Annotated in this window: 8 protein-coding genes and 1 pseudogene; 1 reads left to right on the top strand and 8 read right to left on the bottom strand. The window is 71.4% G+C overall.

The genetic code is table 11. The features are described 5' to 3' along the window. The first annotated feature begins 200 nt into the window (after window positions 1–200). On the top strand, window positions 201–614 hold the full coding sequence (locus tag MYF83_RS04135; protein WP_248958803.1) for a hypothetical protein: 414 nt from the start codon (window positions 201–203) through the stop codon (window positions 612–614). On the opposite strand, the pseudogene MYF83_RS04130 reads toward MYF83_RS04135, so the two are convergent. The 8 genes and pseudogenes from MYF83_RS04130 to MYF83_RS04095 form a co-directional block, all read right to left on the bottom strand. Continuing rightward, window positions 553–1,716 (bottom strand): annotated as a pseudogene (locus MYF83_RS04130) (low temperature requirement protein A). The gene MYF83_RS04135 and the pseudogene MYF83_RS04130 overlap by 62 nt on opposite strands. Window positions 1,717–1,888: 172 nt before the next feature. Then, on the bottom strand, window positions 1,889–3,793 hold the full coding sequence (locus tag MYF83_RS04125; RefSeq protein WP_248958802.1) for a S8 family serine peptidase: 1,905 nt from the start codon (window positions 3,791–3,793) through the stop codon (window positions 1,889–1,891). After that, window positions 3,790–5,322, bottom strand: a complete 1,533-nt coding sequence (locus MYF83_RS04120) for a copper resistance CopC/CopD family protein (protein ID WP_248958801.1) — start codon at window positions 5,320–5,322, stop codon at window positions 3,790–3,792. Before MYF83_RS04120 ends, MYF83_RS04125 begins: the two co-directional genes overlap by 4 nt. Beyond that, window positions 5,306–5,812, bottom strand: a complete 507-nt coding sequence (locus MYF83_RS04115; protein ID WP_248958800.1) for a hypothetical protein — start codon at window positions 5,810–5,812, stop codon at window positions 5,306–5,308. Before MYF83_RS04115 ends, MYF83_RS04120 begins: the two co-directional genes overlap by 17 nt. Continuing rightward, window positions 5,809–6,693 carry a multicopper oxidase domain-containing protein gene (locus MYF83_RS04110; protein ID WP_248958799.1) on the bottom strand — a complete coding sequence of 295 codons (885 nt, stop codon included), beginning with the start codon at window positions 6,691–6,693 and terminating at the stop codon, window positions 5,809–5,811. The genes MYF83_RS04115 and MYF83_RS04110 overlap by 4 nt, the downstream gene beginning before the upstream one ends. An 8-nt stretch (window positions 6,694–6,701) precedes the next feature. Further along, on the bottom strand, window positions 6,702–8,369 hold the full coding sequence (locus tag MYF83_RS04105; protein ID WP_248958798.1) for a multicopper oxidase domain-containing protein: 1,668 nt from the start codon (window positions 8,367–8,369) through the stop codon (window positions 6,702–6,704). Beyond that, a complete protein-coding gene (locus tag MYF83_RS04100) occupies window positions 8,362–9,552 on the bottom strand; it encodes a multicopper oxidase domain-containing protein (protein WP_248958797.1) in 1,191 nt (396 codons plus the stop codon). The genes MYF83_RS04105 and MYF83_RS04100 overlap by 8 nt, the downstream gene beginning before the upstream one ends. Window positions 9,553–9,554: 2 nt before the next feature. Then, window positions 9,555–14,390: a hypothetical protein gene (locus tag MYF83_RS04095; RefSeq protein WP_248958796.1), complete on the bottom strand. Its 4,836-nt coding sequence runs from the start codon at window positions 14,388–14,390 to the stop codon at window positions 9,555–9,557. Between the last annotated feature and the right edge of the window lie 139 nt (window positions 14,391–14,529).

Genomic DNA, 14,529 nt, shown 5'->3' with positions numbered 1-14,529 from the left:
GTGCGGAGATCCAGCGGCCGCGCCGGGATGGACGGGAGACATCAGGCGCATGGCGGGAGGCACCGGCGATGGGTGAGGGCGTCTCCGTGCGCGTCGACACCTCACGATTCGAGCGCACGGGGGCGGGATCGATCGTCGGCCCCGTCTGGCTGGAGGCGGGCGGCGGCGCGTTCCCCGAGGTGGGGTGGTTCGACTTTCCGGTGACGATCCTCGCCTGGTGGCTGGCCGAGGTCGCCGACGTGGCCGCCGGCGTCTCGGGGGAGTGCGCGCTGACCTTCATGGACGGCCCGTACGAGGCGGTGATGCGCCGCGACGGCCAGGCGTGCACGATGACGATGAGCGGGCACGGCGAGGTGCTCCGCACGGTCGAAGAGGTGCGCCCGGCGGCGGTGCTCGACGCGCTCAAGGACACGGCCGCCGCCGTGCTGGACACGTGCGCCGCCCGCGGCTGGGACGCCCATCCCGACGTCCACCGGCTCAGGGCCGCCCTGGGGCGACCCCGACCGCATGTGAGGGTCCCCAAGCCCGGGCGGCCCGGGGACGTGACGGCTCTCAGCCCGGGCGGCGGGCGGTGCCGTGCTCGGCGGCCAAGGCCGCGATCAGGAGGGCGGTGAAGGCGGCGAGTTGGGCGAGGGCCGACCACAGGCCGAGGAGGATCGCCGGCAGGGCCAGTGCCGCCACCAGGACGCGGAGCGGGCGCGGGGGCATGCCGAGGACCCGCCGGTACATCGTGTCCCCCGCCAGGTAGAGCGTCACCCCGGCGGACAGGGCGATCGCCGGGCCCAGGTGCATGTGGTCCAGCGGGTGGCCGATCGCCTTCTTGACGCCGGCGGCGATCGCGACGATCCCGAGCAGCAACGGGATGTGGGCGTAGAAGTACGCGCCGAGGATGAGCCGGGTGCGGCCCACCACGCCGGCGTGCAGCAGCGTGTGCTCGGCGGCCTGGTCGTCCTCGCCGCCGAAGTAGCTCCACCACAGGCAGGCGGCCAGGGCGAGCCCCAGGGTGGCCGCGACCAGCAGGGCCGGGCCGACCTCGCCGTGCGCGCCGATGCCGATGGCGACGACCGACTAGCCGAGGGCCACGATCACCAGCAGGCCGTGCCGCTCCACTATGTGCGCCGGGTGCAGGGGGAAGCCCTTCTGCCCGATGAAGTACGGGCTGCCCCACAGCAGCACCATCGCCGCCGCCCACAGCAGGTACACCAGGACGCCGTCGGCGAACCCGGCGGCGAACAGCAGCGCCGTGGCGGCGAGGTTGAACGGGACCACGCGGACGAACGACGCGGTGGCCTGCAGGTAGAGGCCGGCGTGGACCAGCACGATGATCAGGTAGCCCAGCGCGAAGGCCCACCCGCCGCCGTCGAACGCCGTGGGGATGGCCAGGGCCATGATGAGGAACCCGGCCATGCCGAGCAGGATGAGGATCCGCCGGGCGGGGCGGACGGGCGGGATCGTGTTGGTCAGCCAGGCGTACCCGGAGTACATCCACCAGATGACGCCGAACACCAGCAGCACCCGCAGCGGGCCCTCGACGGGACCGCCCTGGGCCGCCGCGGCCGGTGTCTCCTCGGCGAACCCGTTGACGAGCAGCGTGGTGAGCTGGGTGACGGTGAAGACGAAGACCAGGTCGAAGAAGAGCTCGAGCGTGGAGACGCGCAGCTCCAGCTCGGGGGAGGTGGGCTCGCCGCGTTCGGCGAACCAGCCGGGGAGACGCATGCACCCATCTTGGCCTGCGTGCCTTTCTCCGGGAGCCCGGTTCGCCCCAGGCGGATGACCTTTGTCGTTTTCGCCGCGCCGACGGTGGAAGGGCGGCGGGGAGGTGGAACCCCCGCCTGTCTCTGGGGCGGTTCCGCCTGGGACTTCCCGAGGACAATCCCTGCCGCCTGCGTCACCGTACGGTGAGGGTCACCGTCGCCCGGTGGACGAGCGGTCCCGAGACCCCTGCGACGATCACGGTGAACGTGCCACGGGCGGTCGAGGAGGTGGTGCGGACGGTCAGCCGCGAGGTGCCCGGCGCCGCGACCGGGGTGGCGGCGAAGCCCGCCGTCGACCCGGACGGCAGGCCGCTCGCCGACAGCGACACGCTCCCGCTGAAACCGCCTGCCACAGAGACCGACACGGTGGAGCTCGCCGACCCGCCTCGGACGACCGACAAGGTGGCGGGACTCGCGGAGAGGGCGAAGTCCCCGACGCTGACCACGAGCGTGACCTGCGTCGAGTGGCTGAGGCCGCCGCTGCTCCCGCTGATCGTCAGGGGGTAGCCGCCCGGAGCCACTCCCGCAGGGGTGGACACGGTCAGCTGCGAGCCGCCCGACCCCGGGATGCTCGGGAGCGTCCACGAAGCGGTCGCACCGGCGGGAAGACCGGCGACCGACAGCGCGACCGCGCCGGTGAAGCCGTTCATCGCTCCCACCGTGGCGGTGTAGGCGGCGCTGCCGCCCACGCGCGCGGTCCTCGACGAAGGCGTGACGGCCAGCGTGAAGTCGGGCGCGGAGGCGAGCCACTGGTAGGCGGCCAGGGCGTCCAACCTGCCGTACCCGTGGTCGTTGTCGAAACCCGGGGCGCCGAGATCCACCGCGCTGTTCTGCAGCGCGGCCGCCTGCCGGTCGGCGTCCAGGTCAGGGTAGGCGCTGAGGAGCAGCGCGAGTGCGCCCGCCGCGTGCGGTGCGGACAGCGAGGTGCCGGAGGCGACCGTGTAGAGCCCGTAAAGGTCCGTGGTCGTGATGTTGACGCCGGGCGCGGTCAGCCGCGGGGCGGCCGCCCCCGCGCAGGGAGAGGGCCCGCGGCCGCTCGACGGGTCGAGCACGCCGGCGTTGTCGGTGGCGCCCACGGCGAACGCCTCCGCGTTGTTGGCGGGAGCGTATACCGATCCCGCCGTCGGCCCGGAGTTCCCCGCGGCGAACACCGGCAGGATCCCCGCCGCGCGCAGGTTCCTCAGGTCGAGCTGGAAGTCGAGGGCGCACCCGCCCGCGGAGCCGGTCCAAGAGTTGTTCACGACGTCGGGCGCGTCCGCGGTGTCAGGGTTGCCGTCCGGGTCCATCAGCCACTGTATGGCGAGGTGGATGCCGCCGGCGGTGGCGGTCCCCCTATCGTTGAAGATCTTCGCAGCGATCCACTTCGCGTCCGGAGCGATGCCGATGGCGGTGCCGCCCGCGTCGCCGCCGACCATGACCCCCATGGTCGCGGTGCCGTGGCCGCTCACGTCGATGGGAGTGCTCGGGTGCTCGCCGTTCGGGTCGTACCAGCTGTTGGCGCCCCCCCGGTAGCGTCCCGCGAGGTCGGGATGGGTGGCGTCGACGCCGGTGTCCAGCGTGGCCACGACCACTCCCTGGCCCCGGTGGCCGAGGTCCCACAGCGCCGGAGCGCCGAGGAGCGCCACGTTCGGCTCCGCGGGACCGGTGGATGCCAGTAGCGCGGGCGCCTGGATCTTCAGGTCGGGCCGGATCTCCCGCACCTCGGGTCGCGCGGCGAGCTCCGACAGCACCGACGGGGTCGCGGTCACCGCGATCCCGTTGAAGATCCACAGCGACCGCACGGCGGAGACCAGTCCCTGGGACCGCCGCGCCCGCAGCAGCCCGAGCAGATCCCGCTGCCCGGCATCGGCCCTCGCCCGCAGCGCCCGCTCCAGGGCGGCCCTGCGCCGGTGCCGTCCCGGCTCCTGGATCCCGCCCGGGTCCACCTGGTCCCTGAGCACCACGATGGCCTGGGTCATCGGATCCGGTACGGCTGTCGCCGTGGTGGCGGGCATCGCCGCCGCCAGGGAGATCACAGTGATCAAGATTGCGCGTTTCATCCGACACTCCACGTCATGGGCACTTCCAGACGCGCCCCCGCGCGATACACGACAACGGTCAGCCGCGCGGGACCGGACAGCTCCAGCGAACCGGTGCCGAAGTAGCGGCCGGGCTCGAGCCGCCTCAGCACGATCCCGCCCTTGGGCAGCTCGAGCGTGACGCCGTCGATCGGGGCGGGCGCCGGCCTGCGCGAGCTGGCGGCGGTCACCGTGAAGCCGTTCACGCCGGCCCGGTTGGGCGTGACCGAGAGCCCGATGACCAGGTCGGCCACGTTCGCGCTGCGACTGCGCGCCACCGCCGGCCCCACGGCCGCCGGGCGGGCCGGGCTCGTCTCGGCGAGCACCCCCGCGGCGAGGAGCAGTACGGCTCCCGCCCCCGCCTCGGCCACCAGCAGCCGGCCCGATGGGCGGGAGCGGAGGGCGTTGGCCAGCCCCAAGGCGGCGACCACGGCCACGATCCCGCCCTTGACCAGCAGCGTCCTGCCGTACGGCGAGGTGAGCAGAGCGTCGGCCGACCCGATCTGGCTCGCGGCGTGGAACAGGCCCGTCAGCCCGACCAGGACCGCCCCGGTCAGGGCCAGGCGGGCGAACGGGGCCCGGTAGGCGCGCACCAGCGCCAGGCCGTGTCCCGCCCGCGCCGCCAGCAGGACACCGAGCGCCGCCACCGAGCCCAGCCAAAGACATGCGGTGAGGATGTGCACCGCGTCGGCGGCGATCGTCAGGCCGCCGAGGGCCGCGGCATGACCACCCCACGCCTCGGCCGACACCGCGACGATCACCGCCGCCACCGTCACCGGCGCGATCACCCGGCGCACGGACATCGAGCGGCGCAGGACGAGCGCGCACACCGCGAGGAGCGCGAGCGCCACCGTCCTGACGAACCAGAGCCGCCCCCACTGGGTGGCCAGCGGCTTGCCGGCGAGTTCGGCCAGATCGGCGGCCACCCCCAGCGCGGCGCAGGCCGCGGCGAGCGTGAGCAGCCGGTGCCTGGCCGCGGCCCACCAGTCAGGCGGCACCGGCGGCACGGTCCGGCGCAGGACGAGACCGGCCACCGCCAGGCCACCGACGAGCCCGGCGAGCAGGCACAGCCGCACCCACCGCAGGACCACGTCGAACGGCTCCGGGCCGGAAACGCGCGCGGGGACGGTCACAGCGGAGGGCACGGACCCGATGGTGAAGACCACGACGCCGTCGGTCGTGTGCCCGTCGTCCTCCGCGAGGACCCGCCAGGCGATGCCGTACGCGCCGACGGCGAGGCGGGGCAACTCGACGGTGAGGCGGTCTCCCCGGGCGGTGGCCCGGGCGCCCCCGAGGACGCGGCCGGAGGCGTCCACGAGCCGGGCCGAGCTGAACCGTGCCGCGATGTGCTCACTGAACGTCAGGACGGCCGCCCGCGGCGCCCCGGCGAGGGCCGATCCGTTCACCGGATCGGACTCGAGGAGCACGGCGTGCGCCGCGGCCGGCGGGGCCCACAGGACCACGGCGACGAGGGCGAGCAGGCCGCAGATGATCCTAGGAGACCTGGACATGTTCCACCTGCGCGTCGCCCAGCAGCACCGTTACCTCGCTTCCCCGGCGCACCCAGTTGCCGGGATTCTCGAAGACCAGGTAGTAGGTGACGGCGGGCTTGTACGTGCCGGTGTGCGCGTGGCCCATGTACAGGTCCTTGACGACCACTCCGGATGCCTCGTCGATGAGGACCGGCGGGGTGGCGGCCTCGTGGACGGCCTGGGCCTTGTCCGGGTCCAGCACCTGGTAACGCAGGTCGACCAGGCCCCCGGCGCCGCTCACCGAGACCCGGACGAGCCGGATCCCCGCCCGGTTGGGGAGCTCGTCCGCGGCGACCACCGGGCGGTCGAGGACCGGCTTCGCCTGGGCGGGGGCCGTGGACGCCGGGCCGGACGGTGACCAGAGGAGGCTCCCGACCAGCCCCACGGCCAGGAGGACGGCGAGCAGCCCCAGCCTGCGGGCACGCCGGGTCGCCCACGCCAGTACCTCGCCGGCACCGGGTTCGCTCACGGGACCTCGATGAAGGTCAGCATGGTCTTGTGGAGTTGGCGGTTGTAGACGGGGAACCTGGTGCCCGTGGCGGGGATGGTCACCAAGGCGTCCTCCGTCCCCCCGGCGGGGATGGTTTCGGCGGTGGCGTCGAACGGGTTCGCCAGAGGGTGGGCGTCCCGGGCGAGTACCCGCTCGTACGCGCCGAGCAGCCGCATCGAGGTGTTGTCGAAGCCCGCGTTCAGGTAGCGCAGCAGCACCTTGGTCCCCGGCGCCACCCCGTGGACGAGATCGGTGTCCGGGTAGGCCTTGCCGTTGATCAGCCAGAACTTCGGCGCGTAGTGGTAGAGATCGGCGGTGGCCGGTGAGGCGTTGAACGCCGGGTCGATCGCGGAGAGCACCAGCAGCGCCTCACGGTCGTAGGCGGTGGTGGCCGAGCCGTACGCCTGCCCCGCCGTGGGAGGGCGCACGATGAGCGCGCCGTAGAGCCCCATCGGGACCTGCCGCTCGGTCCCCTGGTAGAGGTAGGTGCCGGGCGCGGAGGCGGTGAACGTCGCGGTCGCGGCGCCGCCCGCCGGAGCGCTGATTCCCGCGCCCTGGCCGAGGGAGAGCCCGGGCACCTCCAGCGAGACCGGGGTGGTCAGGGTGTTGTGCACCGCGATGGAGACGGTGTCGCCCTGGTCCACCGACAGCACGGGTCCCGGCACGGACGGCGTCACGCCCGCGCACGAGCCGCCGGAGCCGGCCAGGGCGAACCCCCAGATGTTCGCGGTGACCGGGCCGGGGAGCGTGAGCGTGCCCGCTGAGGCGCACAGGTCGATCGAGACGTCCGCCGCGCTCGCGGGCGAGGCCGGAAGGGTCAGGCCCACCGCGATCAGGATCAGCACCATGGTTCTGCGCATTGTCGTCCTCACGGCGCGTCGTAGGTCAGCTTGAGCAGGTTGCCCTGCGTGACGAAGTTGGTGGTCGTGCCGGTCGTCAGCACGCGCACGCGCACCTTGCCCGCGTTGGCGCCCGTCCCGATGTAGTCGGACTGCGGTGACGGAGGCGTCCGGGTCGACGTGACGTCCGAGGTGCCGACGCCGGTCGCGGCGCCCATCTGAACCCACGTGCTGGTCGACCACTTCCAGATCCACAGCGTGGTGGGCAGGGCTGCGATCGAGTTGCGGCCGGTGTAGGTGACGGCGAGGCCCGTCGAACCGCGGGGCACCCCGGTGAAGCCGCCGTACCAGTCGGCCGTCCTGGTACCGGAGACCGTGGAGTTGACCTTGTAGTAGGCCGTGTCGGCCGCGGCCAGGGCGGTGGCGGTTCCCGAGTTGAGCGTGCCGGCCAGGATCGAGGCGGTGCCGGCGACGGCCGTGCAGCCACCGGGCGGGTCCACCCGCAGGAGGGTCGCCATGCCGCCGAAGCCCGCGTCGTAGTTGGTGAACTCGTTGAGCGCGTGGCTGTGCCAGGGGAAGTACCACTCGCCGCAGATGTTCTGCGAGACGGTGCCTACGGGCAGGGTGCCCTTCGACCCGAGGTAGGCGCTGCCGCTGGACCAGGTGTTGCCGTCCTTGAAGGTCAGGTTCCGGTAGTCCGGCGAGGCCACCGAAGCGGGGAACGGATTGCTCCCGGGGTTCCACGAATCCTGGTCGGTCCAGGAGAACAGGTAGTCCTGCGTCTGGCCCGAGCCGATCGTCTCGGCGAAATGCTCGCTCGAGGCGTCGCCGCCGCCCGGGGTGCGGAGCGGTCTGCCGTCCTGGGCGACCTCCTTGATGTGGTTCCCGTGCGGATGGAAGGGGTGGTTGACCGTCCCCACGTTCGCCATGCGGATGAGCGCGGGCAGCGGGTTGCCGGTGGCGTTGTACGGCTTGACGCGGATGAGCGACCCGTACGGCTGCGCGGGCAGCCACGACACCCCGTTGTCCTGGAGGGTGTCGGGGAACTGGCGCCCGTTGATCGCGAAGTAGCGGTTGCGCAGCTGGTCGAAGTGGTAGGGGGCGCCCGTCTCCACGGCGTGGTGGAGGTCCGGGTCGATGTCGCTGAGCAGGACGAGGTACTCCCGCTGCGGGTCGAAACGGGTCGCCGCGTCGTACGCGTAGTCCGGGTGCCCGGCCGGCCGCACGATCAGCGCTCCGTAGAGGCCCATCTCGACTTGCTTTTCGGGGTCGGTTCCGCTCTCGTACACGTACGTCCCTGGTTGCGACGCCGTGAAGGTGTAAGTGGCGTCACCGCCCGCGGGTGCCTCCTTGGCGAGCAGCCCGGAGCTTCCCGAGCCGCCGACTCCCGTCTGGCCGGGGAAGACGATCGAGACGGGCTCGGTGAGGTCGTTGTGCAGGTGGACCGTCACGCTGTCACCCTCGTTGACGCAGAGCACCGGGCCCGGGCTCTGGAATTCCCCGCCGGCCAGGGCGTAGCTCCACATCAGGACGCTGTTGCCGTCCGGGGTCTCGATGTACCCCGGCGTCGCGGTCAGGTCGAAGGTCGTGCCGTTGGTGCAGACGATTCCCTGGCGGGGGACCGCCGGCGCCTGTGCCCGCGCACTCGGCGCGAAGGCGACCAGCAGCGCGGCCGCCGCGAGGAGTGCCTTACGCATAGGTTTCCCCCACGGAGGTCTGGGCCGGTAGCGGCGAACCCTGGTACACCCTGACCTCCGTCGCCATGCCGCCGAGTCCCGGCGAGCCGCGGTTGGACAGGCGCCGGAAGTCCCGGTTCTTGAACAGGTAGGTGTTGTACGAGCCGCGCGCGTCGGTCGTCACCGGCGCGGAGGGGTTGAACGGCGGCGCGGTGAACAGGACGTCGCGCGCCTCGCCGGGGCCGATGTAGAGCGTGTTGGTGACGTACGGGAAGCTGTGCGGCGTGGCGTCCTCCCCGACGACCTTCATCGGGATGCCCGGCAGCTGCATCGCGTGCTGGAGGTATCCGAGGTTGGCCAGCCGCAGCAGCACCCGGTCACCCGGGTTCGCCTGGATCAGCGACGACACCGGCTGGTAGGGCAGCGAGGGGTCATTATTGGGCAGGATCGTCTGCGGGTAGACCCGGCCGTTCAGCGTGAAGTACTGCGGGTCGTAGTCGGTGAAGATGAACTCCTGGATCTGCTCGTCCGCGTCGTGCTCCCGTTCCTCGATCTCGTTGAGCAGGATCGCGAAGTGCCGGTCGTAGGCGGTGGAGCCGTCCCCGTCGTTGTAGGCGTAGGTCGTGGTCCGGTGCAGCGGGTCCAGCGCCGAGCCGCCGTCCTGGGCGGGACGCACGAAGACGATGCTCGTCATGCCCATCTGCACGTGCTCGACGTCCTCGAAGTGGCAGTGGTACATGTACGTGCCCGGGTTGTGCGGCCGGAAGAAGTAGGTGAACTGGCGCTCGATCGGCACGCCGATCGAGGCCTCGGGCACGCCGTCGAACAGCGCGGACGGCGTCCGGAAGCCGTGCCAGTGGATGGTGTGGGCGTCGACGAGGTCCGGCCGGCCGACCAGCCCGAGATTGGTCAGCGTGATGTACACGTCGTTGTCCTGCTTGACGTCGAGGATCGGCGCCACGTGCTGCGCCTTGCCCTTGTAGTTCGCGACCAGGTCACCGACGGACGCCGCCAGGGGGACCGTGGCGAACCCGAAGATGTAGAGCGGGCCCCTGCCGGGAAGGGTGATGTGCCCGTCGGTGCCGGCGAGGCCGATCCTGGCCTCGGGGTTGGCGGCGGCCTCCGCCGAGCCCTGCAGGGCCCGCCCTCCGATCAGCAGGCCGCCGGCCAGGGCTCCCGCTTTGAGGAGGTCCCTCCGTTTCATGCTCATTGCACCTCGTCCGCACCGAGATCGAAGGGAAGGGGGATGGGCAGGATCGGGCGCGTCTGGCCGTCGAAGTCGACGGTGGGCGCCGGGATGCTGCTCGGGGTCTGGAGGGCCGGGTAGTTGGAGTACGTGGGTCCCTTGTTGATGGCGGGCGAACCGGCCGCGAGGTGGTAGTTCCCGCTGAGTCCGACCGGCGGGACCTCCCCGGTGATCGTCACGCTCGCCATCTGCGGGTCCAGCCGCGAGCCCGCGACCGCCAGTTCCAGCGTGTAGGGCAGTATGAACTGCGGGTCCTGGCCGATGATGTTGCCCTGACCGCCCGGAAGCGGGTGATCGGCCCCGTCCGAGCCGCGGATGCTCGCGGCCGTCAGCAGCGTGTAGCGCGGCGTGAAGGTGTCGGCTCCGCTCGTGGTGCCGTGTACCTCGAAGTCCAGGTAGCCATGCGAGACGAGCGCCGCGCCGGGTCCTTGGTGGCTGAGGGTGTACGCCTGGTTCTGCCAGAAGATGTTGTCGAACAGCGCCGCCGGGTTGGAGAACTTCGCCGACCCCGCGGGCAGGGTCGCCTGGAAGAGCGGGTCGTTCGCCTCGGCGGCGAGGCCCGCGGCGTGCGGCGTCGTGTCGCAGGTCTCGCAGGAGGCCGTCGTCACGTTGTTGGCGACCGTGTTGCCGACGACCGCCACGTTGGCGGAGTCGTCCAGCATGAGGCCACCGCCGAGGTCGGCCGCCCCGTTGTCCACGATCATGTTGTTGCGGACGTTGACGCGTGCGGTGTGGGCGTTCTCGACGAAGAGGCCGCCGCCGTCGTCACCGGAGTAGTTGGACTGGATCAGGTTGCGGTCGATGTCGACGTTGCCCGAGCCGTCGCCGAGCGGGGTGCTCCCGTCGGGCAGTGGCCGGGGGAGCTCCTGGGCGATGCTGATGGCGGCCCCCGAGGTGACCGAGTCGTTGTAGTAGATCTGGTTGTCGTGGATGGAGCCGCCGGGTGACAGGCCCCAGTGGGAGATGCCGGCGCCGTACTCGAACGAGAAGTTCCCGCAGATGACGCTGGAGGCCACCTCGTAGTTGTTCGAGCCGCGGAAGATGCCGACACCGCCCGAGCGGGTCCGGCCGCCGCTGCCCATGATCCGGTCGTTCGCGATCCGCACGCCGGTGTTGTGGCCGTCGAGGTACGGCTGGCCGACCGCGATGGCGCCGGCGAACTCACCGCCGTCGCTCTCCAGGATGTCGTTGGTGATCTGCAGGTTGGCGGCGTAGGCGTGGAGCTGGATGCCTCCGGCGCCCTGGCCGTGGCCGTTGGTGATGCCGATGCCGTCGATGCGGGCCGCTCCGAGCCCGCTGGGGAAGGCGGTGGTGGTCTTGGCGGCCACCGTGATGACCGCTCCTTGCAGGAGCGGGTGCGTGGCGTCCACCCCGGCCAGCGAACCGGCAGCGGTGAGCGCGGCGGTCCAGGCCGCCTGGTTGTCGCGGAAGAAGCGGCCGTCGATGGTCGTGCCCTGGACGTTGAACCTGGGATCGTCGACCGCGCGTTGCTGCGCCTCGCTGGAGCCGACCAGGCCGCCCGGGCCGAGGCCCTGGAGGACGAGCGGCTTCCACAGCAGGACGTTCTCGTGGTAGACGCCCTTCTGCAGGACGAGCAGGCTTCCGGCGGCGGCCGCGTTCACGGCGTTCTGGATGGCGTTCGGGGTGGTCGGCGCCGCGACGTTCACGATGGCCGGCTGGTAGTTCACGCCGCCCGAGTTGCCCCGCACGTGCAGGGTCAGGCCGTTGGGCGTGGAGACACCGGCCGAGGTGCGGATGGTCAGCTGTTTGGGCCCCGGCCTGATCTGGGTGGACAGGATCCCGACCACCGGGACCCTGATCACGATCTGGCGGTCGCCCCAGCTGACGATGCCGCCGTTGGAGGTCGTCAGGATGCGCGTCTGGCCCGCCGCCGGATCACCGAGGACGACGGAGCCCGCGGCGGCGCCGAAGAAGTCGCCGTCGATGGTGATCTGCCGCGCCGTCGCGGAGTCGCCCGCGGTGACGTACGGCTTGGAGACCTGCAGCAGCTCAGGGGTGTTGACCGGCAGTTCGCAGCCCGTCCCGGCGATCGGGATCACCGGCGTGTCGAGCTGGTTGGTCTGTCCCGGCCATACGTCCCAGGCGAAGCGCTCGGTGAGGTAGTGGGGGTTGTAGGTGGGGTTCGGGTGGGCCTTGTCACCGGGATCGTTGATCACTACGACGTACATGCCGGGACAGGGTCCCTGGGGGATCGGGCAGTTGAACGTCTCGGTCGAGGGCAGCAGCGCCTCGTAGCCGCCGTACTCGCTCGTGAGGACCGTGGTGATCAGGCGCCCGGTGTAGTCGCGGATCCCGATCGGGATCTTGCCGAGGACGCGCGGCTCGCCGTACCAGAGGGACTTGGGGTCGCGGTCGAAGTAGACGTCGTCGGGGACCAGCCCGACGATGCGCCCCGGCTCCGCGACGTCCGGTCCGTTCTTGAAGTTGGTCATCATGAAGAAGTCGGCGTTGGCGTTCTGCTTGTTCTGCAGCACGACCAGGCGCTTGTCGCACAGCGGCTTCGACGGGCTCGGGCTGACCCCGAAGTAGGGGCTGCGCGAGGTCAGCGTCGACTGGTCGATGACGTGCGCGTCGCCGGTGCACGCGGGCGGCGGGAGCGCGGGGTTGTACTGGGCGCCGAGGTCGACGTTGACGTCCTCCTCGCGCACAGGACGGTACAGGCAGCCGTTGCCACCGGGTCCGCTCACGTATTTCTGCCCGGCGGGGTTGCACGGACGGGAGTCGTCCTGGGCGGTGGGCATGACCACATGCGTGATGTACGTGCCGGCCACCAGCGGAACGGGGGCGCTTCCGTTGCCGCAGACCGTGTCGCCGCCGGCGTCGAAGTGGCCGAAGCCCCCGGCCGACGCCGGGCACTGGTCGGCGAAGGCGTAGCCGCCGTCGAAGGCGGCGTCCTTCGTCTCGTTGCCGGTCGCGGGCACCTCGACGCACTTGGGGCCGATCAGCGGATGGAGCTGGGCGCTGATGTCGTCGCCGTTCTGGTCGAGGACGTCGCAGTCGGCGGAAGGCTCCCAGTGATCGGTGACGTACTCGTTGAGCACGACGTCGTCCGCGGTGTTGGGCAGCCCGTCGGCGCCGAGCCCCTCCAGCCGGACGGTCACGCCGGGGATTCCAGGCTCGTAGTTCTCGTGGAACTGCATGCGCGCGTCGAACTCGTTGCGCGTCGTGGCGTAGTAGGCGACGCCGACGATCTGGCCCGGCTCGTTGTTGGCGTAGGGGTACTTGCCCCAGTCGACCTCGCTGCGGTGCCCCTCGATGACGAGTTGGTTGGTGAGGAGCCCGCCGCCGGCGTCGGTGGGCACGCGCGTCACCTGCGTGTGGTCGTACTCGCTGTGGACGGACGCTCCTGTGGTGCCGAATCTGGCGAAGCCGGTCTCGCCGATGAACCACTTGCCGAGCATGCCGCCCTCCGAGGTCGGGTACTCGTACCGTCCCTGCGCGTCGGTGAAGGTCGCCTCCTTGATCGAGCCGTCGCGCCAGCGCTGGTCGAGGTCGGTGTTGGGGATGGTGGGCTCGCACGTGGCCTCGTCGTTGACGTCGGCGCAGTCCCGGATGCCGTTCGCCTTGCTGCCCGCGGGCAGGGCCGTGCCGTTCTGCGCGACGCCGGTGTCCTGGTAGACGTGCCCGGACAGCCAGCCGAACCAGCGGGAGACGCCCACATCGCCGAGACCCACGCTCTGCCCGGCGGCCACGTCGACGGGCAGGAAGCGGATGATGTAGCTGAGCTGCTCATCCCAGATCGACATCATGTACGAACCGGCCGGCACGTCGGGAATGCTGAAGCCGCCCTCGGCGTCGCCCTGGCCGACGTAGACGGTGTTGTCGTTGGCGCTGCTGGTCAGGGCCACGTAGGGGTTCTCGACCGGCTCGGCCGTGGAGAGCACATCGAACGGCGGCCACGCCTTCCAGTTCTTGGCGGTGCCGCTGATCGACCCGGTGCCCGGAGTGGCGAAGTTCGTGGCCGTGCAGACGAACCCGAACTGGTAGCCGGTGCGACGGTCCGGCGGCACCCACAGCGCCTCGCCCGGATTGCCGGTCCCGTCGCTGCCCTCCTCCACACCGGCCTGCAGGCCCAGACCGCCGGTGATCGTCGTGGTCTGCGTCCACCTGCCCGACCCGTCCGGGCCACAGGTGTCCGGTGGCGTGACATAGACCCAGTAGGTGGCGGGGGAGAGGTCGTCGACCTGGACGAAACCGTCGGAGGCCGTCCGGCAGTCCCCGCCGCACAGCGGCTCGTTGTGGTAGTCGACCGAGACCTGCGAGCCGGTCTGCTCCTTCAGGGTGACCTGGAAGCCCTCGAGCCCGGCCTCGCCGGCGTCCGGCGCGCCGTTGGCCCACTGGTCGTCGTTGAAGACGAAGACGCGGATCTTGCCGAGCGGCAGCGGATGGGCCGCGCTGGCCTCGGACAGGTCGATGCGGACCGTTCCCGCGTCGCGCGGCAGCGTGACGTGCTTGCCCCACATCTTGTGGTCGGCGGACCTGATCGAGATCAGGTAGCGCCCGTCCGGGAGGGTGAGCGTCGGCCTGGTCTGGTCGCCCTCGGCGACGATGGGACTGTTGCTCTCGGTGGCCGCGAGCCCGGTGCGCAGAGCCGGATCGGGGTTGTCGGGCAACCGCGTGTTGTCCACGTTGACCAGGTACTGGAACGCCGGCAGCGTGGCGCCGGTGGCGAGGTCGTGCGCCTCGATGGTGATCGAGGCGGCCTGCGCCGCGGCGGGCTGCACGCTGAGCGCTGGGAGCATCCCTGCGACGACGGCGGCGACCGCGGCCCACACGGCCGGACCTGACCTACGGCGACGCGTCCTTCGATCTCCACTCATGCCCGGATCATGGGACCGTTCCGACCAGGGCGGCCACGCTTCATGACGAGACTGTCATCTGGCTGTCATGCGCGCCGGTTCCCGCACCGGAGCC

The organism is Sphaerisporangium perillae (assembly GCF_023276435.1).
Lineage (GTDB): Bacteria > Actinomycetota > Actinomycetes > Streptosporangiales > Streptosporangiaceae > Sphaerisporangium > Sphaerisporangium perillae.
Note: the sequence above shows the minus strand (reverse complement) of the source record. Positions and strands in the feature narration are given on the sequence as shown.